Origin of the sequence: Pseudomonas sp. A014 (assembly GCF_052378495.1) — a bacterium.
Classification (GTDB): Bacteria; Pseudomonadota; Gammaproteobacteria; order Pseudomonadales; family Pseudomonadaceae; genus Aquipseudomonas; species Aquipseudomonas machongensis.
Genome location: NZ_CP199001.1, coordinates 3,485,709 through 3,509,637, shown reverse-complemented (window position 1 = coordinate 3,509,637; position 23,929 = coordinate 3,485,709). Strand labels below are relative to the sequence as shown.

The following is a 23,929-nucleotide window of genomic DNA, read 5'->3' as shown; positions in this document are numbered from 1 at the left end:
GTGCTCTAAGCATTCCACTAACAAGGTTTCATATCACTATACCAGACAAGAAAAGGAAGTAAGTGATCACACTTGACAGGTGATCTTCAGGGCGCTTAAATGATCACAACTGATCACATGGCTGTCTTGGAGGGCTTGATGAAAAAGGGTGAGGCAAAGGTTCAGACGGTGTTAAGGCTGGCCCCGGCCATGCGCGAGTGGCTGCTCGGTGAGGCGGATGTGAACGGGCGCACCATAAACGGCGAGGTCATCTATCGCCTGAAGAAGATGATGGAGGTGGAGGTGCAGGGTGAGCAAAAACATCGGGCATGAAAAAGCCCCAGTCGTTGGCGCGACTGAGGCTTCGGAGATCAACGCAGTCATCTATCAGGAAAACAACGTCATGGCGAATGATAGCACAAACGTGGTTCCGTTCAATTTCGGTAAACAGCAGGTGCGGACGCTCCTGATTTCTGGTGAGCCATGGTTTGTCGCTACCGACATCGCGGCGGCTCTCCATTACCGCGATTCGTTCAACATGTGCCGCAACCTCGACGACGACGAAAAGGGTACTCAGATTGTGAGTACCCTCGGTGGAGCACAGGAAATGCTGGCGATCAACGAGTCTGGCCTGTACGCCGCCATCCTTCGTAGTCGCAAGCAAGAGGCGAAGCTCTTCAAGAAGTGGGTAACCGGCGAAGTCCTTCCAGCCATCCGCAAGACTGGCCGCTATGAGGACCAGCAGGCCAAGATGCCGACACTCATTGACGAGCTGATCGGCATGAGCGAGCTGAGCGTCATCAAGGGCCTCATCAGGGACAAGGGCAAGGCGATCGCAGCAGACAAGCGTCAAAGCTTCGCGCTGACCATGCACAACCGCCTGCACACTCGTTTCAACGTGCCGCGCACCGAGTTAATCCCGGCAGGCCAATTTGAAGCCGCCTGCAACTTCATCGCAGCCTACAACGTGCTTGAAGGCGAGTTCATTGCTAATGAGCCGCCACAGCTGCAACTGCCGCTGAACATCCACTACCCGATCGAGGCCTTGGCAGCGATCCGCGAAGGCATGCTGACCGTCCGTAACGATAAGCAGGCATGGCTGGACGTAACTCTCGAGGATGTTCGCGATACGCGTGACGGCTCCACGCCCCTTGAGAGCCTGCTGTGGGATCTTGAGAAGGCCGGCTTCGACATCCGCGGCGCCTGGTGGGAGCTTCGCACCTACCGCAACAAGCTGCGGGAGATCACCTCGTTCGTGAAAGGCCTGGGCCGCGTCATGGAAGAGCCTCAGCGTTACGCGGTAGATGCACCCAAGGGGAGGACTGCGGCATGAGCGCACTGATGACTGTTCCGTTTCATGGCACCAACCTTTTCATCGTTGAGCATCATGACGAGCCATTCGTGCCTATGCGGCCTATTGTCGAAGGTATGGGCATGGCTTGGCAGCCTCAGCACCGAAAGCTGGTAGACCGGTTCGAGGCCTGCATCACCCATATGGTTACGCAGCTTCCCGGAGACGATCAGGCAAGGGAGGTGGTGTGCCTTCCGTTGAAGAAGCTTCCTGCGTGGATGTATAGCGTCAACCCGAAGAAGGTCGATGAGAGCATCCGTCAGACGATCATCGATTATCAGAATGAGTGTGATGATGCGCTTTGGGCATACTGGAATGACGGTCACGCTATCAACCCTCGAACGCAGCAGCCTGCGGCTAATGATGAGTCGATACCGCTTGAGCGCCGCCTGCCGGTGGCTGCGGATAACTTCGATGCAGCCAAGCGAATCGCCGAGAGTCTCGGTCTGGAAGGGAACCAAGCGATCCTGAGCGCCAACAGCATGGTCCGTGCTGCCATCGGGGTAGACCTGATGGAAATGGCTGGCGTGAAGCGCTTGGTCAACGAGGCCCAGGAGCTGAACTACACGCCGACCGAGCTTGGCGCGAAGTTCGGGATGAGCGGAGCCAGCATGAACAAGCTACTGGCGCAGTGTGGCTTGCAGCATCACGTCACCTACAAGCCTGGCAGGAAACGCTGGGAGATCACGCCGGAAGGCAAGGAGTTCGCGGTCATCACCGACACCGCCAAGAAGTACAGCGACGGCAAGCCTATTCAGCAGATCCTCTGGAAAGAGTCGGTGGCCAGACCGCTCAAGCGCCTGGCTGAGAAGTTACAGGCTGAAATGCCAGAAGTTGTAGCCCACGGGTTGTCGCGCTAGCTGTCGAATGGCAGTCCCGATTTTGTCGTAGCTGTCGGTATCGACGCAGGTTAGAGTTTGATCTATTCCGCCTTGACAAGGAGAAGCTTTAATTGATGTACATCTATGCGATAACGATTCCATCGTTGCTCATCGTCTCTGTAGCTCTTGGCTTCTTGAAAGAAAATTGGTTCCTTGAGCTTGGCTTGGCTGTAGTAGTCGCTTCGGTAGCTGCCTCTATGATTCTGGCCTTCCGAAACGGGCTGAAAGCGAAGCAGGCGGAGGTAATCGAATTTGAGTCATACCTTCCTGAGGTGGACACGAGCGAGTCGCATACCTTTAAATTTACAGCCGACATAATGGGCGTAAACACAAACAACCCTATCCCACATATCCAGAAACAGATCGACGAAATCAAGAGGGTCGCGGGGCAAGATGAGAAAAATTTCCGTGCGGCCCTCCGGTCAACCGATCTGCGTGTGAGTATTTGCTTCGCACAGCTCAGATACCATGAAGAGGTGACGCTTCCGAAGATACTTGGTGAAGGTGCCGGAGCAATCGTCTTGGCAGGCGTGCTCACGATCGTTGGGTCGGCTTACTTGGCATTTCCCAATGCTTTTTACAATGGCTTTGCGGCTGTGGCTAGCCTGTTGATGGCCATGGCGTAGGCCAGGAAATCAGAGTTTTGGCAGCTGCTTCCTAGGATGGTAGATTGGCCTTCATTTCATGGAGGATGCTACCAATGAGAAGATTTTTGCTGGTCGGATTGGCGTGCATTGCTGCAACGGGGTGTGAAACTACCAAGGTTTTGCCAGACCATGCGCACCAGGTATCCGCTGAGGACATATATGCCTTCAGTCGACCAAGCAGTTCTGACGATGCGAGGATTGTGTTCACCCAAGATTCCGGTGCAGTTAGCTGCTTCGGTGCAGGCATGCAGGTTTTCCTGAATGAAAAGCTTGCAGCCGAGACCAGCAGTGGGAAATCCGTGACCCTCTACCATCAGCCCGGTCCGGTGCAACTGAGCATCAAGAACAACATGGGCTGCGCCGGCGGAGATCTGCGAGGCCTGCTGCTGGACTTGAAGCCAGGTTACTCGTATCAGGTGCGAGGGTATCGCGGCACATGGGATAAGGCTGAGCCGCTGCTTACCACACCCGCTCCGTTTAAATATCGCTGATGCTCAGGGTTGATTGGTGAAAAGATGAGGGCATCTTTGGGTGCTTTTCCTTTCGACGCATCTGCCCAGTTTTGCTCTGCTACGAAGCGATGGTAGATTGCCCTCATCAACAAGGACTGGTCGGAGATTTCAGGGTGAGGGGACTGGGGAAGGTTTTGCTGATGCTGGGAGTGGTCGTGATCGTCTTCGCATTGTCGATGGACGTATCGATATCTACGGGTGTTGGTAGGGTCAATAATATTGGGCTTATGGCTGAGCGACAGAACTACACGGTTCTGGGCGGAATCATGCTCATAGCCGGGCTTCTGGCGATCATATTTGGCTCCCGTGGTCGATCCGTCGAGACGCCTACAACTGACGCTCGGCCGTGCCCTTTCTGCGCCGAGCCAATAAAATTGGCGGCGATTAAATGCAAGCATTGCGGGTCATCGGTAGACCAGGCGTCCGAGCCTCAACTCAAAGAGGGCTGGGTAGCATCTATCCCGTGCGCAGGCGGGGATGATTCGAGGCGAGCTCAAGAGGCAATTCTTTCTATCGGCTACCGCGCGGTACCTATGGCTGGTGTTGATATGGCGGCAGGGCCGTTCAAGACCAAAGAAGAAGCGAAACTAGCGTCTGACCGGCTATCCGAAGAGTGCAAGTTCTTCAGCAGCGTAACCTACAGGGATTCAGTGACCGGGGACTACCCGCCACTGTGAACACAAGCGATCACCAAACCCGGCTCTGATGCCGGGTTTTTTTATGGCGAAAATTCTATGGCGACCATTGCAGAGCTAGGGATACGGATTGCTTCAGACGAAGCGGGGCAGGCCGCGGACAATCTTGATCGCCTTGTCCAGTCAGGGTCGAGGGCCGAAAAAGCTGCAGATGAAGTAGCGGCGAGCTTCGACAAAGCCGCCGACTCAGCAAAACAGTTGGCATCGGCAGAAAGTGGAGCTGGCGAATCGGCCGCAGAAGCAAAAACAAGACTGCTGGAGATGGCCCGGACCTCCCTAGAGGCGAGCGATTACCACAAGTCGCTAGCCGCGAGCGTGACGAACGCTGGCGTGGCGATGTCTTCCGCGAAAAGTGCTGCTACCGACTGGTCGGCTTATCAGGCGGAAATCAATGCTCGGGGGCGAGCACTTATTGATACCGAGAGTCGCCTCGCCGACTCAACCAGGCAGGCTGCCGTTACTACAGGCCTGCACGCCGACAGTTTGAGGGATCTTCTGGGGCGTATTGATCCGGTATCGGAGAAGCTCAGAAAGCTTGATGAGCAGCAAGATCGACTCGTCCAGTTCAGGAATGTGGGGTTAATTGATGAAGCCACGTTCAACAGGTATTCGGCCAGACTTGGGGAGACGTACGCAGAGCTTGAGAGGTTCCAAGGGGGGCTGAACAGGACTGGCGTATCGGCGAAGCAAACTGCAGCGGCCGTGCGCACACTGCCCGCGCAGTTCAGCGACATTTTTGTAAGTTTGCAAGGCGGACAGGCCCCGCTGACGGTTTTTTTGCAGCAAGGCTCGCAAATTAAAGATTCGTTCGGTGGCATTGGTGAGGCCAGCAAGGCTATGGCTGGGTACTTGGCTGGCTTAGTAAACCCTGCCACGGCTGCCGCCGCTGTGGTGCTTGCTCTGGCTGCCGCAGCAAACTCGGCTACAAGTGAACTGAACGCTTACAACAAAGCTCTAGTGTCCACTGGCGGTGCTTCCGGTCGTTCCGCGGCAGAGCTAGTTGAGCTCCAGGCCCAGTTGGCAAATGGCAAGTATTTCAGCCAAGCCAATGATGCACTGATGACCCTGACACAGTCTGGAAAACTGACAGGCAGCACATTTGCGGCCGTAGCGTCCGCTGCTACGCAGTTGTCAGCAGCGACAGGTGAAAGCGCAGGAAAGATCGCTACCCAATTCTCTGATGCAAAGAGCGATGTATCTGCTTTCGCATTGGAATTCAACGCAAAGTACCACGCGATCACTCTTTCGACCTTTGACCAGATCCAGGCCCTTGAGGACCAAGGCCGCCACATGGATGCCTTGAAGCTGCTGGCGGGCGAAGTTTCGGAAGAGATGACCCGTCGCAACAAGGAGATAAGTGATTCTACTCGGGGAATCGCTAAGCTGTGGGATGACGCAGCCAGTGCTGTGCGTGGGTACTGGAATGAGCTGAAGCAGGGTGTAGCGGCCGATCCGGATCAGTTTCGAATGCAGGTTCTGCAGCAGCAGGTCAAGGATATCGATGAACAGTTCTGGTTCAGTAACACGGCAAGGGATGCGCTGAAGAAGCAGTACACCGATGAAATCAGTCTGATACAGAAGCGTATCGAGGCCAGCTCCAAGGAGCGGCAGGACCGCGCAGACGGCGAAGCAGCAATTCAGCGACAGGCAGAGCTTCAGAAAAAGCTCAACGATCAGCTCGACAACGCAAATCCCGAGAAAAAGAGAGGCAAGGCTCTCCAGGACCTTAAGCAGCAATTCATAGATCTGCGAGATGCCGCAAAGGAGACGGGCAAGCAAAGCCCGTTGTTGGCTGGCGTGTCTTTCGATGGTGACAAAATATCGGGAGGCGCTTATGACAGTCTGGCCAAGAGCATTGCGGATCGGAACAAGGACAAGGTCGGAAAGGCTTCCCTAGTCGACCTATCCGGCTTCAACGACCAGAAGAACGCGCTGAGCGCCATCCTGCCTCGAGCAGGCCCGCGACGTGGCGGGGCAGACGCGAAGCCTCTTCACCAATGCCTTCTCCAATATGGAGGATGGCATTGTTCAGTTCGTGAAGACGGGCAAGTTGTCCTTCAAGGACTTCGCCGACCAGGTGGTTTCGGACCTGATCCGTATCCAAGTGCGGCAGGCAGCTGCTGGCTTCCTGGGCTCAGCTTTGGGTTTCCTTGGGGGCGGCAGCCAGGCGCTTGGCCAGGGCACCATGACCGGCTTCAGTGAGTCGATCCCGCCAGGCACCTTCAGCAGTGGCGGGTATACAGGTGACGGCGGCAAGTACCAGCCAATGGGCGTGGTTCATGGCGGTGAGTTCGTACTGCGCAAGGAAGTGGTAGCCCAGCCTGGCATGCGGCACTACTTGGACCGGCTGAACCAGAACGGCTATGCAGAAGGCGGGTTCGCTACGCCTCTCAAGCCACCTATTGCACCGAGCGGGGCCATGCAGTCCTCAAGCGCCCCAGATGCCCCGAAGATCGAGCAGCATTTCCACTTCCAGGGCAACCCTGACCAGAGCATGGTCCAGCAACTGCGACAGGCCGCTGACGACGGAGCCAACCGTGGCGCCAAGGCGGCCTATGACTTGGTTCTGCGGGACCTCAAGCAGAACGGACCGATTCGCCAGCTCATCGCCCGCAACCGATAGATCAAGGAGAACTGCATGGCACTCGCATGGCCGGCATCGCTGCGCCCGTCTGAAATGACGTGGGGCATAGTCAACAACAGCCGGGCCTTCACTTCCTCGCTGTCCAACGCGCAACAGATCGTCGGCCAGCCTGGCGCCTACTGGCAGTGCACCTTGACCTTCGGCCTGCTCACCAGGGCGCAGGAGCGTCAGCTCTCTGCGTTCCTTGGTGATCTGGATGGGATGTTCGGCACCTTCAACATGCCGGCGATCACTCGTCGGCGGTCGAACAGCGTTGGCAGCCTGACTGTGGTCACCGGCGTGGCGCAGTCGCGGTCGATGCTGGTCGCCGGGGCTGCTGCGGGTGTTCAGGTTTTCGCCCCAGGCGACTACCTGACGGTGGCTGGCGAGATGTTCGAGGTGGTGCGCCCGGTTACCGCGAATGCGCAGGGCCAGGCCGTGGTCCCGCTCAACAAACGGATCAGGCGCACGCTGACCGCAGGCGCTGCGATCGAGTACCTCAACCCCTACTCAGAGATGCGGATGACCCAGGACACCTGGGCCATGACCGTGCGCCAGGTCGTGGCCAGCGGCAGCTACCAGTTCAGGGAGGCTTTCTGATGCCCTCATCGTTTCCATTCAGCCAGAGCGTGGTGGACATCATCGCCACCGGCCGCTTCCTGACGGTGTACGCCTGTCAGTTGGACTTCGAGGATGGCCCGGTGTACGCGCATACGGGCACCGGGGATCTGGTGATCGACGGCATCACCTACCTGGGTGTCGGGCAGTTCGGCGAGGTCGGCCAGTCGCAGGAGAGCGACAACTCGAACTCGCCCATGTCCGTGGAGCTGAGCCTTAACGGTCTGGACAGCTACATCATTACCGAGACGAACATCCGCGGTTGCCGGGGGCGCTCGGGAAATTTGCTGTTCGTGGTGTTCGACGAGGCGGGCAACTACGCCGTCGACATCTTGTTCTCCGGGCGCATGGACGCGGCGAGTTTCTCCTACGCCGGCAATGGCGAGGACGGCAACAAGATCATGGTCCCCATCGTAGATCGCATGGCCGAGTGGAGCCGCACGGGCACCGAGCGCTTCACCGATGAGAACCACCGCGCCCGGCACCAGGGTGACCGCTTCTTCTACGCGGTCGCTCAGCTGTCCGAGTGGCCGATCTACTGGGGCTCCAGCAAGGACGCGCCGACCTTCAACTACGAGAAATAGCGATGCGCAATCGAGACTGGACGATACGTCTGACCGAAGTGATCAAGGCCGCCTCTGAGCGGCCTTTTTCATGGGGCGAATTCGACTGCTGCTTGTTCGCAGCTGACTGCTCGGTAGCGGTGTGCGGGGTTGATCCGGCGGAAGCGTACCGGGGCAAGTACAAGACCGAGGCGGGGGCGAAGAGGGCGCTGAAGAAGAACCACGGCAGCCTCGAGGCGGCCTGGGATGCCTGCTTCACCCGGGTGGCGCCGGCGTTCATCCAGCGTGGCGACATCGCCATGTACGACGGCCCGCAAGGCAAGGCCATCGCCGTGTTCTGGGCGGGTGAGTTCTGGGCAGCGACCGAAGAAGGCGCCGCGCGGGTGGTGTGCGAACCGACAGCAGTGTGGAGAGTTGAATGAGCGGCGGGGTCAGGAAGATTGCACAGATCGCCGTAGGTGCGGTCATCGGCTTCGCTCAGGGCGGCCCGATCGGTGCCGCGATCGGCGCGGGCCTGGCGTTCTACGCCTCGGAGCAGCAGGAGAAGCTGAACACCAAGTCGCCGCTGCGCGATAACGAACCTTCAGCACAGACCGTTCGCTCGTCCAAGGCCCCGGCGCGCTTCATCCTGGGAAAAGTCAGTACCGGCGGGGTTCTGGTGTGGGCGCAAGAGGAGGCCGGTGCCCAGCGTGATGGGGAGTGGCTGCACCTGGTGTACGTGCTCTGTGAGGGCGCCGTCGACGCATTGGAGGAGATCTACCTGGGCGAGGAGGTCATCAACACCTACGGAGCCGACGCCACCTATGAACTGGTGGTGAACCCAACCCAAGTGAATGCGTTCCTCAAGGCCAACTGCCCGGACTGGAAGGACGAGCAGATCGGCCGGGGCCTGTCGTTCGTGCGCCTGTCCCTTCGGTACAACGCCGAGAAGTTTCCCTCGGGCATTCCTGATGCGCGGTTCGTCGTGCGCGGGCGCAATGATCTCTACGACCCCCGCACCGGCATGGCCGGATACAGCGAGAATACCGCGCTGCACATCCTGTGGTTCCTGCGCACCCGTTGCGGCGTGCCGGACGATGAGATCGTGTTCGAGACCTTCGCCAGCGGCGCGAACGTGTGCGATGAGTCGGTGGCCAACCCTGACGGCACTACCAGCCCGCGCTACCGCAGCAGCTGCGTCATCGGCGCCGACGAGCAGCGCACCAACGTTCTGCAGAAGCTCGAGGCGGCGTGCGGTGGCAAGGTCATCCGCGTGGGCGGCCGCTGGATGTTCCAGGCTGGCGCCTACTACGGTCCCTGGGACTTCGAGATCACCGAGGACATGGTGATCGGCACCATCACCGGCAGCACTGAGCCGACGAACGACGCGGCCATCAACACGATCCGTGGCACTTTCACCGACACGACCCAGTCCTGGACGGAGACGGACTACCCCGAAGTCAGCGTGGCAGAGTGGGTGGTCGCGGATGGTGGCGAGGCGGCGGAGACGCTGACCTTTTCCTACGTCACCAACCCGTACCAGGCCCAGCGCCTGGCCAACATTGAGCTACGCCGGCGCCGTGCTGGCGGGGTGATAAACGTGCCGCTCAACCTGCTCGGCTACAACTGCCGTCCGGGCCGCGCGGTGCGCGCGAACCTGCCATCGCTGAACATCCTGGGCGAATTCATCGTCACCGGCTGGTCCATGGGTACGAGCGAGGGCTGCACAGCATCCCTGCAGGTCTACGATCCGGCGATCTTCGACGATGCCGTGGGCAAGCCCTACAACCCGATCGGCTTCATCAGCCTGCCGTCTAACGGCCTGGGCAGTCCTACCGGGTTGGTCTGGACCGTGGACGATACCGCCGAGGTAACTCAGGGCGTGCTGAACTGGTCGGCGCCGGTCGGCATCGTGACGGGCTATGCAGTGACCGTGCGCCAGGCCGGTGTGGCCGTGCAGGCCCAGCAAGTGCCGGAGACCACGCTTCAGGTGCCGCTGGCCGGCCTTGCCTCGGGCAACTACACGATGAGCGTTGCTGCGCTCGGGCCGCAGGCACGGTCGGGCGAGGCGAGCATCACGGTCAACATCGATGGCCCGCCTGTGCCAGAAGGCTGCATCGTGCAGGCCTCGTTGGACACCATAACTCTCACGCCAACCAACGTTCAGCACAAGCTCAATGGCGGGACATACGAGTACTTCTACACCCGCGACGGATCCGCCCCGGTAGGGCAGGCAGAGTATCTCGGGCAGGGCTTGAGCCTGACGCATACTGGCCTGGCGTTCTTCGCCAACTACTTCTACTTCATCCGGGCCCGCAACGCATACGGGATTAGCGGCTACTTGAAGGTGCCGGCTTCAACCTCGAACGACGTGAGCAACATGCTCGATGCTCTCGATGGTCAGATCAGAGAGGGTCATTTATATCCCGAGCTCGCGGAGCGTATCGACCTGATCGACGGGAACGGTCCGGGCTCGGTGAATGAACGCATCGGCGAGCTGCGCGATGAGATTGATGACCTCGTGGACGCGCTGGCCTACGACCCGAACAAGGCCTATGCAGACGGCGACAGCGTGCGCCGAGGGCAGCGCCTGTATCAGGCCATCCAGGCCGTTCCTGCGGCTCCAGGTGGGGAGAACGCGCCGCCGAATCCGACCTACTGGCTCGACATTGGCCAGGTTGTCGAAGCAGCAAACGGTCTCGCAGCACAGGTGGAGCGCAACACGGCGTCGATCGAGGAACAAGATGGGCGCATCACGGTGAATGCCGAGCGCCTGGCTGCGGTACGCAGTGAGCTTGATGATCCTGTCACAGGGCTCAGCGCTACGGCAAACGGCCTCAGCTCAATGAAGAGCGAGGTCGAGACGATCGACGGCAAGCTCAACGCTACCGCAGAGAGGCTGGACGGTGTGTACGTCCAGGTAAACCCGGCGTTGGCGGGCACGACTGATGGCTTTGCAGGTTCTGAGCAAACCCTTGTGGGCGTGTGGTCGGAGCAATCCGCCCGAATTGAGGATGGCGTTGCAACTGCGCGCAGGCTCGACGTTGTGCAAGCGCAGCAAGGGGAAACGAACGCTTCAGTGCAGCGTGTAGACCAAGCGGTGGTCGGTCTCGGCGGCAAAGTCTCGGCGATGTCGTCTTGGAAGACCGAGACAAACGTCAACGGCAAGCAAGTTGCCACAGGCATTGTGCAGGGTAGCGATGGCCAGGTCGGTGAAATCCTGCTATCGGCTGATCGAGTCGCGATCATCAATGGCATCAACGGACCCGAGAGCAATCTGTTTGTCTTCCAAAATGGGCAGTTGTTCCTGAACCAGGCGTTGATCAATACGGCTTTTATTCGGGAAATCATCCTGGGCATGACGCTGCGGTCTCAAGCAGTTGATGCCTTCGGTCGTCCATTGATCGAGCTGAACATGGTGAACGGTACGTTCTCGTTCCGGGGAGCAGATGGTAATGGCTCGTTGCTGATCAACAACGGTGGCATCTATGTCTACGACCTCAACTACATCGAGCGTGCGGCGCTGGGGAAACTAACCTGATGGCAGATATCTACGGGCTCAGGACTCGCGATGAGTCCAATCGGGTCACTCTGGATACGAGCGTTATGCCGATACGCTCGTTGAAAATGCTTACTGTCACTGGCGATGGTAACTACAACCAGTATTTCTCAGTGCCAGATATCAAGGCCAATTCCTTCGTTGTTGTGGATTCCCTACTGTGGGCAGCAGGGGGCAACTGGAGCCCGCAGGCCTTCTGGACAGATGGGCAATTGCACTTGCGAGGGGCGGGGTCTCGACAATGGCAGGTGATGATTTTATCTAATGGCACAGAACCGTTCAGCGCGGTAGGTGAGTACGGGTTCCGTTCAAGGAATAACGGAATCCTGAATCAGGTAGACTCTGCTAATAGAGTGCTAGGTGTTAGGTACAGCGGTTCATTTGAGTTTGGGGTCTATTGGCGTCCGGGAATGCAGGCGCAGATTTCTCCAGGGTTTTATTACGCGTTCCCGGAGCCGGTTACGACGTTTGAAAGACCCTTGGTTTTTCTGAATGCCGAGGACTATATGATGGTGTCCGGGTTCTATGTGACAGGACAACCGGGGAACTGGACGGGCTGGGGGATAAGCCATGCTGGTATTTATTATCAATACCATGGTCTCCAAGTCTCCGACTATATGAAGATGAAATGGTTTCTCGCCAGCTATCAGACTCGAACAAGCTCTGCTGGTTTATACGGCGTGCTGTTGCGAGACGCATCAGGTAATCGGGTTTTTGCGTCAACTGACAATCTTGCACTCCTGAATAGCCAGCCTTCAAATAACTCGTTTTATAATGACGGTGAGCCAATTGAGGCTGGTGCTACCTATCATTCATCTTCACGTATGCCATGGACTAGCAGCTTTAGTGATTATGTTTTAGCCAATGCTCTGTTTTCCCATACAAATATTCAGCAAACGCAGAATCCAATAATTATTAATTGGGGCGGTTTTCTACCGGGCAATCGCGGCATAATCAAGATGTATGCTCAGAATTATGCCAACAGCCCGGCAACAGGTATTAGCGCAAACGGAAGAACGCTGTTCGCAGCAAGGCCGATGCGGAACTTATAACTGGAGTAAACATGGCACAGCAGTTAATCAACCTGGGCACCACCCCGACTGGAGCGGGCGGCGACACGCCACGCAGCGCTTTCACGAAGGTGAACTTCAACTTCACAGACCTTTATGCCTTCCTTGCAACGCTCGGATCGGCCTCAACACGCTTTGTCGGCACGAGCGTCGGAAATGTGATGGAAGTAGGTGCGTTCGGCTTGGGTAGCACCAGTGGCGGCCAAAGCATAGCGCCGAACAGTGCATTCACGTCAGGTTTCTACAAGTACAGCGCCTCCGCAGCGGGTGCTCCGAACGGCAGTCAGGGCTCGCTCATCGTTTCTTCGATGGGTGGCAACTACATTCAGCAGCTTTCAATGTCGCTGCCCGCGTCGCTCTCGAATCCATACCTTGGCTACCGTCACTTCAGCGCCGAGGGTGCCCCTGGGCCATGGTGCAAGATTTATCACACCGGCAACACGACGATCGGCTCCGGTGGCGCCCTGTCGGCGGCATCGCCAGTTGTGCGCATCGCTGATGTCGAGAAGAGCGTGCGCCGTGACCTCCTCGAGCAGGAATTCCAGTCGGCCGGACCGTGGGGGGCAGCAAACGGCGAGGCCAGCGGTGTGACCGTTACACGAGTCGATGCGGGTGTTTATCGGATCGCTGGCGCGCTCGGCCTGGCAGTCGAAGGTTGGCGGATACAGGACCCATGTTCACCTGACGGCGGCCGCACGCTCGGCATCACAGAGAGCGAACAGGACGAGCAGGGCGTCGTGACCGTACGCCTGTTCAAGCAGCGCTGGACACTTGATGAGGAAGGCGAGATGCATCTGGGCAAAGGCGCCCCGCTCGATGTGCCCCTCAACAGCTGGATTGATGTGCGACTCCAGATGCCGGCGATCCTGCCCGCTGAGCCGCCAGAAACACCAGTCGCCTAAATCTACACATCCGGAGGAAGACCGCCGCTGGCGGTATTTTTTTGCCTGGAGAACCCGAATGCCGATCACTGAGCAGCAGCTGCTGCAGATCCTCCCCAATGCCCGCCCAGTTGCGGGCATTTTTGTGCCTGCACTGAACCGAGCGATGCTGCGGTGGAAGATCGATAGCCGCCTGCGCATCGCTGCCTTCCTCGCTCAGATCGGGCACGAGTCCGGCCAGCTGCGCAACCTGGTGGAGACCCTCAACTACAGCGCCGAGGCCCTGGTGCGCACCTGGCCAAGTCGGTTCACTCTGCAAACCGCTGGCGCCTACGCAAGGCAGCCGGAGAAGATTGCGAACCGGGTCTACGGTGGGCGGATCGGGAATGGCCCTGAGTCATCGGGCGACGGCTGGCGGTACCGTGGGCGCGGCCTGATCCAGCTGACCGGTCGCGACAACTACCGAGCCGCTGGCCAGGCACTGGGCCTGCCCCTGCTCGAACAACCTGAACTGCTCGAGCAGCCCGAGCACGCCGCTCAGTCTGCCGCCTGGTGGTGGTCACAGCACGGCCTGAATGAGCTGGCGGACGCCGGACGCATTCAGGATATCGGCAGCATCATCAACACTGGCCAGCCCGGACGAGTGCCGCACGGCGCTACTGAGCGGAAAGCGCTGTATGACCTCGCGGTCAAGGTGCTGGCATGAACGCCTGGCTGCTTCGTCTCGCCGGCGCTGGCCTGCTGATACTGCTCGGCATGGCCTTCGGCACATGGGCCACCACCAGCCACTTCCGGCCGCTGCTCGACCGTCAGCAGGACCAAGTCACCCAGTGCACCGCAGCAAGAGACAACCTCGCCGGCCTGGCTCAGGAGCAGGGCAAGGCCCTGGGCGACCTGACCCATGCAGCGGACGAGCGCAAGGCCAGGGCGGAGCAGGCAGTGTCCGGTGCGCAGACTGGCGCCCAGGAAAAATTCACCGCAGCGAACCGGCTGCAGCAGCTGCGCACCGGCGGCGACCAGTGCGTCGCTGCCACATCGATCATCGACAAGGAGCTGGGGTTATGAGAACTGCAGGTCGAATCCTGCGAGGGGTTGGGGTGCTCGCAGGCATCGCGCTGCTGGCCGCCTGCACGGGGAGGGGAGAGCCCCGGGTCCAGTACGTGCGCGTCGAGGTGCCGGTGCAGGTACCATGCCGCGCGCCTGAAGTCGCCACTCCTGCCTGGGCTACGGCTAGCCTGAGGCAGACAGACGACCTTGAGACCAAGGTGCGAGCCTTACTGGCTGAGCGCTTACAGCGAATCGGGTACGAAGGATTGCTCGTGGCGGCAGTGGAGGCCTGCCGATAAATTCTTTTCAAAGGCTCAGACTGAAGCATTACTACATGACGATGGATCATCCCCGATTGCGCCTTGAGGAGTCAGGGCGCTTGCTCGCCACCAAGCGTAGGAATGTCGAATGATTCGTTTGAGTCGCTGATGACTTTGGATGGCGGATAGGTTAGGTGCCATTTCTCAAACGTCAAAGTGCTGTCCTCTTCCTGAGAATATTTGTCAGTATAGAGGCGCTGCGGCGTACTAAGACTCTGTTCGATGCTGGCGCGTAGCCATACTGCGCAGCATATGACAGTGACTGAAATGAGTACTGCGCTAACGATTATGGAGTAGGGCAACGAGAGCTTGATTTTCATGGCTAACTGGGCGAGTGCTATCCATCCTAAATAGGCCCATAGGACCCCGCTTTGCGTTTGGAGTTCAGTGTGACTACTGCGAGAGCCTCTCGGGTTTTGCAAGGTACGATCCCGAAGAGCGATCCTGGTCAGTGAAGCGTCCTATAATGGCCTGACAAAGCCATCGGGGTAGGTCAGTGAAGCGAACGCTTGAAGGAATGGTCGCTGCAGGTGAAGAGTTGCTTCGACAGGCGCTCGACGCCAATCGACGTCTACAGCAGGCCGTGGCTGATGGAGAGCCCTTCGAGGAGGTCGAGCGGCGCCGAGTATTGGCCGATCGTCTCTACCGTCAGGTGACCGAGAATCAGCTCATCGCTACCGGCAAGGCACCTCATATCATTCACTGATCGCCAGGGAGGCGAGCATGAAGGACAAGCGCGAAGTTGTGATGCCAGACCATCAGGTCTACAAGGATGTCGAGGAGGCTATGAAGCGCCATCTTGAGGCTCAAGAGGCTGGATTGCCTGCGCAGGAAGTGGAGCGCTTGCGGCTGATCTTGGAATCGCAGATCAAGGCGGCCCATCAGTACCACTCAGATGCCATGGGGCGAGCGCCGCTGAATCGTCACTGAGGCGCTATCAGCTCAGGCCCCTGGTTCCGCACGTTCCCTACGGCTGTGCTGACTTTGTACCACTCGAATGCCTCGGCTGGTTCCCCCAGATTCAGCACCATCTGTTCTGCGTGATCGCTTGGCATCCCTGCTGCAATCCACTCTCTCGCCAGCTCCGGCTCAAGCACAACTGGCCGGCGGTCGTGCACGTCCACAAGCCCGCCCTGGGCGTCTGCTGTGATGATGACGAAGCCATCGTGCTCGTTGCCGGTGAACTGTCCGATGCTTGCGCATAGCGCCGGCTGACCGTCCCGCCGCCGGATGTAATACGGCTGCTTCTTCGGCCCACCTTCATCAACCCACTCGTACCAGCCGTCGATAGGCGTAATCGCCCGATGCGGCCAGATGGCCCGAAAGAACGGGCCGTGAGCGACCTTCTCGACGCGCGCGTTGATCGGCGCGGCGCGATCTGTCGCCCAGTGCGGCCGCCATCCCCACCTCACCAGGTCCGCACGCAGACCGTCCTCATCCATGCGCAGCACAGCAACGGGCGTAGTAGGCGCAACGTTGTACCGCTGCAGCGCATGCTCCCCGACGTTGTTTCTCCAGACATCCGGCATGCTGAGCACTTCGACGAAGTCGTGAATGCCCCGGTATTGGGTCAGCCGTCCACACATTTCCCGTCCCTCCTGCTCGAGCACAAAGCATAGTCCGCCAGGCGGTACTGGTGCTGGCGGCGCATGCAATGCTCAAATACTGTATCGATATACAGTATTGGTGTCGTATGTACTTCCTCCTTGTTCGCCGCCGAGTGCGCGGCGTTGCGATCCCCAATGGACAACTGACGAAGATCCAGCCGATTCGCGCTGATGTTCACATCGAGTACGGACACAGTACCGTGCTCGGTCGGCAGTGCCTGGGCGCCTGGGTGTTCAACCCAACCCCAGGGCCCGACGTTATCCCGTCGCTACACGACGCGCGCGTGACCGGGATGGCTCAAGGCGGCATGAACATCACCGGCGTGGAGGAGGTGGACGGCGTCCTCTATGCACAGTCTTGGTGGTGTCGTGCGCAGTAGCGCGGCGGGCATCCCGCAGCCCTGGATGGATGAGCTCAATGACCAGATGGCGATGATCACCGATCCAGACGGGCGCTCTGCAGTGATGGCGGAAATGGCCGTTTCCGCTCACCGCAGACAGGACGTTGATGCTGGGGCGCTGGCCGAGATGCTGGAGCTCGCCGAGGCGGCCAGGCTATGGGCTCATGCTGGGCGTGAAGCGGAGTGAGAGTGACGCCAGCCAGGACGGCTGACGGTGTCGGCAGGACGCCGGAGAAGGGATGGCGGGTTGCGCAAAACCCATGCTGTAAGCCGCGCCATTTCGTTTGCGAAAGGCTTGGAAACGCGATAATTTCACCTAGTGAATTCGATTAAAAACCTTTAAATATCAATAGGTTGTATCTGTTTGGTCCGCTGCATGGGGTGCAAGGGGTCGAGTGTTCGAATCACTCCGTCCCGACCATTATATTGAAACGAAAAAGCCCAGTCAGAGATGACTGGGCTTTTTCGTTATAGCGTCGAAGACGCTGGGCATCTATGCAAAAATTTATACCCGAAGAGAGGAGGTATGAAGGCCTATAGGGGTTCTATCTCTCTCAAATATTTTTCAGTAGATCGTTTCGTATTGCCCCGTCCATCCTGTAGTGAATTTCTCGGTGGCACGTAGGGCATACAGCACCAACGTAGCATGGATGGTCTAGCCCGCTGTCTGAGAGTCTATTTACATGATGCGGCTCCAAGTAGGGCGTGCCATCTTTTTTCACGAAGGGTGCTCGTTCTCCACAGCTCTCGCATTTACCTCTTGCGCGCATCATTACATAGTGCGCGACCTTATGGCTGCGCTGGAAGAGCGTGCGCGGTGCAGATTTTTTCGGGTCCTCAATTGCGGGCTTGCATGCTGCTAGTGCGGCTAGTCGTGCCGTTGATAGTGAGTCTGCAAAATTAACAATACTCTCTTCATTATTCTCGCTTCGGGCAGGACCGACTGGCATCAACCGAAAAACTAGTGCTTTACGATCTTTGCCAGTGACGTCAGGTAAAGTTTTTTCAATTATGTCAGCACAGGAAAATTTACCCTCATATCTGTAGCCTTTACTTTTTCCGAGGGACTCAAAGAGATGCAAAGTACGGCCATCCAGTGCGTGCTCAGCAATAGCTTGATTGCCGCCTTTGAGTACCATATCGTCACGTTGTCCCTGGCCGGTATAAAAATATACGCCGCCATTCCAGCCATCGTCGTAGCCGAACTGCTTACCACTTTCGCCAGAGAATATAAAAATCGTAGCGTGGGAGGCTGATACTGATATTCCGTTTTGCAGGCTGCCGCCGAATGGTCCGTTAATCTCGGTGGGGCGGTCGTAAACAGCACCTATCTTGAACTGCAACGCAGGTGTGCGTCCCTCTGGCAACGATTCGATAATTGGCAAGCGTAGCTTCTGTAGAACCCTGTTAAGTGGATGACCGCCTCGAAGGTCGTTCACGGCAACGCCAGTCGCAAGAGAGATGATTTTCTTTACTGGATACAGTGTGCCGTTCACGTTGATGGCATAACGGTGAGTTGGGCCGTTTTGCCAGTTCATCCACTCGAGTGAGTTTTCCTTGAAGGAAGCGGCTTTTTCTTTGTGTGGCAAATATCAGGGTGAGCCAGGACGGCTGAACTGAATTTTCGGAAGCGTCCGACATACTCACGGGCACTGACTCCGTACGTTGCGAGCTTCACGCATCAGCGCGTTTGCGCAATCGGAACAGGATGTCCCATGAGCTCCCCAGATCTCAGTCAGCTAGGCGCCAAGCCTTCGAGCTACTTTTTACGGCAGCGCATTGAGAGTCTTGTCGATCTTCAGAAATTATACGCCGCAATTGATCGTGATCCGGTGATTGTGGGCGCTGCTGTAGTATATATCGACATTGACTACAATAGACTAACTCTACGTGAGTTCCTTCCACTCTGTAGGACGTCTCCTTTAAAGGTCGTGCTTCAAGAACAGAGTGCTCTCATCACCGCCGAAGCCTACGTCGAACAAACTTACGAGAGCGGGCGGCCATCGGAAGTGTTGACCGAAGCTCTGAACATGGGGGTAGCGTGTTCAACTGTAATCATCAGTGGGTTTGTTTTCATCTTGGGTGGTTCTCTGACCCCCTTCTCTGGCGGAACGTCAATGTTTCTCGCGTCCATTGGAGCCGCTGGGGTCATGGCTAGCACAGGTCAGTGTGGTTTCGGTGTGGCTCGGACCTATTGGGAGGTAACGGAACCGTCGAAGAATGACACCCTTGATGATCAACTTTGGTTTACGCTGCTCGGGCAGTTGCTGGATGTTGTGTCGTTGCTATCCGTTGTGGGCTCGTCATTTAACACGATCAAGACCATTTTGGTCAGAAAAGCCGCTACGGGGGCGTCATGGTATCGGTTGCTTAGCCCGCTTAGCAGGCAGCAGCGACGCTCATTGACTATAGAGATTCTTAAGCTTCGGCATCCATCGTTATCAGCCAAGCAGCTAAAGCTTAAACAAAGGAACGGGCAAGTTCGAAAGCGGTATACACCTCGTGAGCTCAATCAAGCCACTAAAGCCATGTTGCTTGAAACGTTGGGCGGTGTTTTGGGCATAGCAGGGAGCGGGTCGGTTCGGGCGCTCGCGGTCAGTGTAATCCAGGTGGGAGAGGACTAATGTTTCCACAATGGCGATTGACTTATCCACGACGGTACTTGCCCTGCTTTTTGTGTGCGGCTGTCTTTGCGGAGATGGCATATGCGACGGCAGTAGTCCAGCTCGAGGTGCTGATATCTCGTGTGGCTACATTAAATATCGGGGCTGTCGTGGCTGCGATTATGGTGGCTTCAGGACTTTTGGGAGGCCTCATTGTGGGCCTCTCTTATGGACGCATTTCTGCGCTTCGTTATTTGGTCGGTGGCCTAATAATTTGTTTGGCTATCGCTGGTATAACCTTGATGACCAGTCAGCATAGGCTTCCGGATCTGATTGCCTCCTTTCCTGTTCTTATGTCCCTTTACCTAGTTAATACTTATCGGTTTCAAGGGTTTTGTCGGAAAATGGTGGTTTTTCGAATTCATCGTGCACACGAGACTCGTGTGCATTCGATATCGGCGAAGCGAGAGTTACGGCGCAGACGAAATAGCGAGCGACGGTAACTTGAAAGGTGGTGGTGTTTCGTTAGATTCGACTATTCAGGCAAACTCTTTCAGCCTTGTGCAGGTAGAGAAAGAATGATCTTCCTTCGATGGCGAACTACCTATGCACGACGTTATTTACCCTGCTTCGTGGTGGTCTTCGGCTTTACGCAAGTGGCAGGAGGTGTGGCTGTAGTTCAGTTATACCAACTGATTTCTGCGTTGTTGGCCATCAGTGTGCTGACCCTGTATTTCTGGATGATCGCTATATCAATCCTGCTGAGTATTGCGACTTTCGCATTGGCATTTGGGCGTCCAGCCGCCGCTCGCTACTTAGCCACTGCGTTATTGCTATTTTTCGCAATAGGATGTGTTACTAGAGTTCGAGACGGTGGTGCGATGTTCGAGCATGCGTTCATGCTTCCGGCCCTAGGGGCTCTCTGGCTTATGAGTACTCGGCACTACAGGGTTTTTTGTCTGAAATTGGCAGTACTACGGCGTCGGCGGATTCAGTACCGGATCACTTCGTTAGGCCACAAGATTAAACGCAAAGCTTCATCGCAACGCATGCGAAAGCACGAACGGCAGTGACTCGAAGGACGGACGCCTTTCGTTAAGGATTCTCCGGTTGAGTCTCAGCATCGGCCGGTCTGACCTGTGCTCAAATAGCCCTCTGTTCAGCTAGCTCAACAAGCCTTGCCCGTGAGTAAGATGAGCTTTTCCCATTTCGAGTACGCCGGTAAGCGCAAGCAAACGCGCTTGGGTTTGCGCTTCATCTTCTCTTAGTCCTTTTTTAGCGCGGTGACCGTGATCCGCATCATGCCGCCGCTCAAGTAGTGCCGCTCGCTTGACGACCACCACGCACGCCTTTAATGTCCCGGCGCGCCCATCCGGATTAACCTCAAAAGGAGTTGTAATGAACACGATGTCACTGTGCACCGGTGCCTTGCTCGGGCTTTTCATGGTCGGTTGCGCGGTGCAGGACAAGCTCGACACCAGTCGCCTGACCCGTTTCGATGAGTACCACGCCAACCTTGAGGCCAATGGTGCGCGCTATACCCTCGATGCCTACATCATTCCGTTCTACCAGCCGTTTTTCATCACCGTCGAACGTGACGATGGCAAGCCGATGGAGCTCGCCGAAGCGGCTGCGGTCGCCCAGCCGTACATCGTACCGCGCGGCTGTACCCAGCCTGCCGTGCGGCGCCCTGATCTGGACCGCAGCAATGCGGCCAAGACCCAATGGATCGTTGGCATCGAATGCTAACGCCAGTGGCAGCGCCACTTCCGAAGCGGCGCAACAAATGGTCAAAGCCTTGCTGATACTAGGGGGCTCCAGGCTTTCATCCAGCGATCCAGATTTCGGGTAGCTATGTTTACGACTGTCCGCGTTGCTGTGCCTGAGGATGCGAGCCTCTTACTCTCAATCGAGCGTTCTGCCGCGCAAGCCTTTCGTGCACTTGAAGGGTTAAGCTGGCTCGCTGATTCTCCTCCTATGCCCGTTGAACGGCATCTTGAGCTCATCGAGCGCTCGACGTGCTGGGTGGCCATCGATGCTGAAAATCGCCCGCAAGGATTTCTCAGTGCCGATATCTACGGTAGAGACCTTCATATCTATGAACTTTCCGTTCGACACACGCTGCAAGGGCAGGGCATAGGGCGACAACTCGTTCAAGCGGCGCAGGCTTATGTTGAGATCAGTGGGCTGCATGCGCTGACTCTCACAACCTTCAAACACGTACCGTGGAATGCTCCATTCTACTCTCGTCTCGGTTTTCAGATTGAATCCGACCAATACGTCGATGAAAGGCTGTCAACACTGTTGAATGAAGAGTATGAACACGGATTTCCCGTGGGAAGCAGGTGTGCGATGGTCTGGAGAGCGGGCGAACGGTGATGCCTCGAAGGCTCAGTCCACCCACCGCCACAACGGCTCATCCAGCAACCCGACCCCGCGCAACTGCGTCTGTCCCTGATCCTTCTCAAGCTCCAGCACATTGCACCCTTCACACGCCGTCAGCGCGTCGATCAGCGGCCTGCTGTGCGACACCACCCACACCTGGCTACGCTGCGACGCGCGGATGATCAAGCGCGCCAGCGCTGGCAGCAGGTCGGCATGCAGGCTGGTTTCCGGTTCGTTAAGCACCATCAGTGACGGTGGTCGGGGCGTCAGCAGGGCGGCCATCAGCAACAGATAACGCAAGGTGCCGTCCGAAAGCTCCGTCCCGCCCAGGGGCCGCAGCAGCCCGTGCTGATAAAGCCTTACGCTGAACAGCCCGCCGGGTGGTGCATCGATCTCCAGGCGGCTGCCGGGAAATGCGTCATCCAGCGCGGCAACCAGATCTTCGACGTCGCCAATTTCGATGATGGTCTGCAGTGCCGAGGCGAGGTTGCGGCCGTCGTGGTGCAGTACGGGCGAGCGGGTGCCGAGCTGCGGCTGGCGGCAGGGGGCGTCGCGATCGATGCGGAAGTGATCGTAGAAACGCCAGCTGTTGATGAACGCGCGCAGCTCGCCGATCTCCGGGGCCTGGCGGGGGCGGCCGACGATGTTGAAGAAGCTTTCGCTGCTGTCGGCATGCTGGTCGAGTACGGACCAGCTGGTGCCTTCGCGGGCACGTACCAGGGCGTTCTTGCGCTCGACCAGCAGGGAGGAGGGGCGGTAGGCGCCGGCGCCCCAGATCGCTTCGCACTTGATCTCGGGGTCGAGCATGAATGCGCTCGGGTAGGGCAACGGGATGGGCAGGCCGAGGGAGATGGCGAAGCCGAAGTCTTCGGTGGCGAAGCCCAGGCGCAGGCGTCTGACGTCGGTCGGGTGCTGGCCTTGGATGGGCACTTCACCGCGCTTCATGCGGGCGCTGGTTTCCGGGCCGGCCCACCAGGTCGAGTCCAGGCCGCCTTCGCGGGCGAGGGCTTCGATCACGCCGCCTTGGGCGGTTTCAGCCAGTAGGCGCAGGGCTTTGTACAGGTTGGATTTGCCGCTGCCGTTTGCGCCGGTCACCAGGTTGAGCTGGCCTAGCGGCATGACGAGGTGCTTGATCGAGCGGTAGTTGCCGATGGCGAGGGTGGTGAGCACGCGGGGCGTCCTGGCTTGGGCATGTGGGGCGATTGTCAACGATGCTGGGTGGGGTTGCCAGCCGCCGGGTGCTCGGGGTTGGTTGGTGATGTGAGTCCGTCTGTATCGGTGATGGGGATGGCACCGGCTTTGCCGGTGATCGCGGGACGAGCCCGCTCCTACAGACATCGTGCATCTGAGGGAGCGGGCAACGCCTGTGCCATTCGTCTCAAGCGCCTGGTTCGTGCGCCAGACGTTTGAGCAACGCGTGCGCCGCCGCCTCGGACGACGCCGGATTCTGGCCGGTAATCAGGTTGCCATCCTCGACCACGTAGCTCGCCCAATCGGCTGCCTTGGAGTACTCACCGCCGTTGACCTTGAGCATGTCCTCCACCAGAAACGGCACCACATCGGTCAACCTGACAGCCTCTTCCTCACTGTTTGTGAAACCGGTGACGCGCTTGCCTTTCACAACCGGCTGGCCATCGGCTGCCTTTACGTGCTTGAACACCCCCGGTGCATGGCAAACCGCACCAATGGGTTTGTTCGAGGCGTACAGGGATTCGAGCAGGGTGATCGAATCCTTGTCCTCGGCCAGGTCCCACAACGGCCCATGACCACCTGGATAGAACACGGCGTCGAAGTTGTAAGGGTCGATCTCTCCCAACGGAATCGTGTCGGCCAGGGCCGTCTGTGCCTTGGTGTCTTGCTGGAAGCGGCGCGTGGCGTCGGTCTGGGCGTCGGGTTCGTCGCTCTTCGGGTCCAGCGGTGGCTGGCCGCCTTTGGGGGAGGCGAGGGTGATCTGGGCGCCGGCGTCGCTGAACACGTAGTAAGGGGCGGCAAACTCTTCCAGCCAGAAGCCGGTTTTCTTGCCGGTGTCACCGAGCTGGTCGTGGGATGTCAGCACCATCAGGATCTTTTTCATACAGGACAAGCCTCCGGATCTTCATGGGCAGCGCGCCTTTCGCCCTGCGTTAGTGTGGGAGGCCCAAGACCGACAGATGTTCCATTGGATGATTTTCACAACGTTTCACAGGCGCGATCCGCCCAATGATCACG

At 58.0% G+C, this 23,929-nt stretch carries 26 protein-coding genes and 1 pseudogene; 23 read left to right on the top strand and 4 right to left on the bottom strand.

Features of this window, described 5'->3' with window-relative positions; genetic code table 11:
* Nucleotides 1-138: 138 nt before the first annotated feature.
* The 18 genes and pseudogenes from ACTYOL_RS15915 (at nt 139) to ACTYOL_RS15830 (ending at nt 15,655) form a co-directional block, all read left to right on the top strand.
* On the top strand, nt 139-312 hold the full coding sequence (locus tag ACTYOL_RS15915; RefSeq protein WP_444756563.1) for an Arc family DNA-binding protein: 174 nt from the start codon (nt 139-141) through the stop codon (nt 310-312).
* Nucleotides 290-1,312, top strand: a complete 1,023-nt coding sequence (locus tag ACTYOL_RS15910; RefSeq protein ID WP_444756562.1) for a BRO-N domain-containing protein — start codon at nt 290-292, stop codon at nt 1,310-1,312. The genes ACTYOL_RS15915 and ACTYOL_RS15910 overlap by 23 nt, the downstream gene beginning before the upstream one ends.
* Complete coding sequence (locus ACTYOL_RS15905) at nt 1,309-2,190, top strand: phage antirepressor N-terminal domain-containing protein (protein WP_444756561.1); 882 nt, start codon at nt 1,309-1,311, stop codon at nt 2,188-2,190. The genes ACTYOL_RS15910 and ACTYOL_RS15905 overlap by 4 nt, the downstream gene beginning before the upstream one ends.
* 95 nt (nt 2,191-2,285) lie before the next feature.
* Nucleotides 2,286-2,837: a hypothetical protein gene (locus tag ACTYOL_RS15900; protein WP_444756560.1), complete on the top strand. Its 552-nt coding sequence runs from the start codon at nt 2,286-2,288 to the stop codon at nt 2,835-2,837.
* A 74-nt stretch (nt 2,838-2,911) separates the two neighbouring features.
* Entirely contained in the window at nt 2,912-3,349 is a 438-nt protein-coding gene (locus ACTYOL_RS15895) for a hypothetical protein (protein WP_444756559.1), read from the top strand.
* Between the two features lie 755 nt (nt 3,350-4,104).
* Nucleotides 4,105-5,319 (top strand): annotated as a pseudogene (locus ACTYOL_RS15890) (phage tail length tape measure family protein); the annotation flags it as partial.
* Nucleotides 5,320-6,076: 757 nt separating this feature from the next.
* A complete protein-coding gene (locus ACTYOL_RS15885; protein WP_444756558.1) occupies nt 6,077-6,688 on the top strand; it encodes a phage tail tape measure C-terminal domain-containing protein in 612 nt (203 codons plus the stop codon).
* 15 nt (nt 6,689-6,703) lie between these two features.
* On the top strand, nt 6,704-7,288 hold the full coding sequence (locus tag ACTYOL_RS15880; RefSeq protein ID WP_444756557.1) for a hypothetical protein: 585 nt from the start codon (nt 6,704-6,706) through the stop codon (nt 7,286-7,288).
* The gene (locus ACTYOL_RS15875) at nt 7,288-7,890 is read left to right on the top strand and encodes a hypothetical protein (protein ID WP_444756556.1); all 603 of its coding nucleotides are present in this window, start codon (nt 7,288-7,290) and stop codon (nt 7,888-7,890) included. Before ACTYOL_RS15880 ends, ACTYOL_RS15875 begins: the two co-directional genes overlap by 1 nt.
* 2 nt (nt 7,891-7,892) lie before the next feature.
* The gene (locus ACTYOL_RS15870) at nt 7,893-8,291 is read left to right on the top strand and encodes a DUF6950 family protein (protein WP_151924362.1); all 399 of its coding nucleotides are present in this window, start codon (nt 7,893-7,895) and stop codon (nt 8,289-8,291) included.
* Complete coding sequence (locus tag ACTYOL_RS15865) at nt 8,288-11,389, top strand: phage tail tip fiber protein (RefSeq protein WP_444756555.1); 3,102 nt, start codon at nt 8,288-8,290, stop codon at nt 11,387-11,389. Before ACTYOL_RS15870 ends, ACTYOL_RS15865 begins: the two co-directional genes overlap by 4 nt.
* Entirely contained in the window at nt 11,389-12,459 is a 1,071-nt protein-coding gene (locus ACTYOL_RS15860) for a hypothetical protein (RefSeq protein ID WP_444756554.1), read from the top strand. The genes ACTYOL_RS15865 and ACTYOL_RS15860 overlap by 1 nt, the downstream gene beginning before the upstream one ends.
* Nucleotides 12,460-12,470: 11 nt before the next feature.
* A complete protein-coding gene (locus ACTYOL_RS15855; RefSeq protein ID WP_444756553.1) occupies nt 12,471-13,379 on the top strand; it encodes a phage tail fiber protein in 909 nt (302 codons plus the stop codon).
* A gap of 58 nt (nt 13,380-13,437) precedes the next feature.
* Nucleotides 13,438-14,064, top strand: coding sequence for a glycoside hydrolase family 19 protein (locus ACTYOL_RS15850; RefSeq protein ID WP_444756552.1), 627 nt, complete (start codon nt 13,438-13,440; stop codon nt 14,062-14,064).
* Nucleotides 14,061-14,423, top strand: coding sequence for a hypothetical protein (locus ACTYOL_RS15845; RefSeq protein ID WP_125929566.1), 363 nt, complete (start codon nt 14,061-14,063; stop codon nt 14,421-14,423). Before ACTYOL_RS15850 ends, ACTYOL_RS15845 begins: the two co-directional genes overlap by 4 nt.
* Nucleotides 14,420-14,704 (top strand): hypothetical protein, encoded by a 285-nt coding sequence (locus tag ACTYOL_RS15840; RefSeq protein WP_444756551.1) that lies wholly within the window; start codon nt 14,420-14,422, stop codon nt 14,702-14,704. Before ACTYOL_RS15845 ends, ACTYOL_RS15840 begins: the two co-directional genes overlap by 4 nt.
* 517 nt (nt 14,705-15,221) lie before the next feature.
* Nucleotides 15,222-15,431 carry a hypothetical protein gene (locus ACTYOL_RS15835; protein ID WP_125929568.1) on the top strand — a complete coding sequence of 70 codons (210 nt, stop codon included), beginning with the start codon at nt 15,222-15,224 and terminating at the stop codon, nt 15,429-15,431.
* 17 nt (nt 15,432-15,448) lie between these two features.
* Nucleotides 15,449-15,655: a hypothetical protein gene (locus ACTYOL_RS15830; RefSeq protein WP_125929569.1), complete on the top strand. Its 207-nt coding sequence runs from the start codon at nt 15,449-15,451 to the stop codon at nt 15,653-15,655.
* On the opposite strand, the gene ACTYOL_RS15825 is transcribed toward ACTYOL_RS15830, so the two are convergent.
* A complete protein-coding gene (locus ACTYOL_RS15825; protein WP_444756550.1) occupies nt 15,649-16,311 on the bottom strand; it encodes an SOS response-associated peptidase in 663 nt (220 codons plus the stop codon). The two genes, ACTYOL_RS15830 and ACTYOL_RS15825, sit on opposite strands and share 7 nt — an antisense overlap.
* A 107-nt stretch (nt 16,312-16,418) precedes the next feature.
* Here ACTYOL_RS15825 and ACTYOL_RS15820 point away from each other — a divergent pair, with 107 nt between their 5' ends.
* Complete coding sequence (locus tag ACTYOL_RS15820; RefSeq protein ID WP_411382793.1) at nt 16,419-16,712, top strand: hypothetical protein; 294 nt, start codon at nt 16,419-16,421, stop codon at nt 16,710-16,712.
* Nucleotides 16,681-16,920 (top strand): hypothetical protein, encoded by a 240-nt coding sequence (locus ACTYOL_RS15815; RefSeq protein ID WP_444756549.1) that lies wholly within the window; start codon nt 16,681-16,683, stop codon nt 16,918-16,920. The genes ACTYOL_RS15820 and ACTYOL_RS15815 overlap by 32 nt, the downstream gene beginning before the upstream one ends.
* Before the next feature lie 367 nt (nt 16,921-17,287).
* On the opposite strand, the gene ACTYOL_RS15810 is transcribed toward ACTYOL_RS15815, so the two are convergent.
* Complete coding sequence (locus tag ACTYOL_RS15810; protein WP_444756548.1) at nt 17,288-18,271, bottom strand: HNH endonuclease; 984 nt, start codon at nt 18,269-18,271, stop codon at nt 17,288-17,290.
* Nucleotides 18,272-18,448: 177 nt separating this feature from the next.
* Between ACTYOL_RS15810 and ACTYOL_RS15805 the strand changes: the two genes are divergently transcribed.
* The 3 genes from ACTYOL_RS15805 to ACTYOL_RS15795 all read left to right on the top strand — a co-directional run bounded on the left by ACTYOL_RS15805 (nt 18,449) and on the right by ACTYOL_RS15795 (nt 21,715).
* Nucleotides 18,449-19,357 (top strand): NAD synthetase, encoded by a 909-nt coding sequence (locus tag ACTYOL_RS15805; protein WP_200603894.1) that lies wholly within the window; start codon nt 18,449-18,451, stop codon nt 19,355-19,357.
* Between the two features lie 1,377 nt (nt 19,358-20,734).
* Nucleotides 20,735-21,085: a hypothetical protein gene (locus ACTYOL_RS15800; RefSeq protein ID WP_200603893.1), complete on the top strand. Its 351-nt coding sequence runs from the start codon at nt 20,735-20,737 to the stop codon at nt 21,083-21,085.
* A gap of 105 nt (nt 21,086-21,190) precedes the next feature.
* Nucleotides 21,191-21,715: a GNAT family N-acetyltransferase gene (locus tag ACTYOL_RS15795; RefSeq protein ID WP_197891303.1), complete on the top strand. Its 525-nt coding sequence runs from the start codon at nt 21,191-21,193 to the stop codon at nt 21,713-21,715.
* 12 nt (nt 21,716-21,727) lie between these two features.
* Here ACTYOL_RS15795 and ACTYOL_RS15790 read toward each other — a convergent pair whose 3' ends face one another.
* Together ACTYOL_RS15790 and ACTYOL_RS15785 are read right to left on the bottom strand one after the other, a co-directional pair.
* On the bottom strand, nt 21,728-22,891 hold the full coding sequence (locus tag ACTYOL_RS15790; RefSeq protein ID WP_200603892.1) for an AAA family ATPase: 1,164 nt from the start codon (nt 22,889-22,891) through the stop codon (nt 21,728-21,730).
* A gap of 208 nt (nt 22,892-23,099) precedes the next feature.
* Nucleotides 23,100-23,795 (bottom strand): type 1 glutamine amidotransferase domain-containing protein, encoded by a 696-nt coding sequence (locus ACTYOL_RS15785; RefSeq protein WP_200603891.1) that lies wholly within the window; start codon nt 23,793-23,795, stop codon nt 23,100-23,102.
* Between the last annotated feature and the right edge of the window lie 134 nt (nt 23,796-23,929).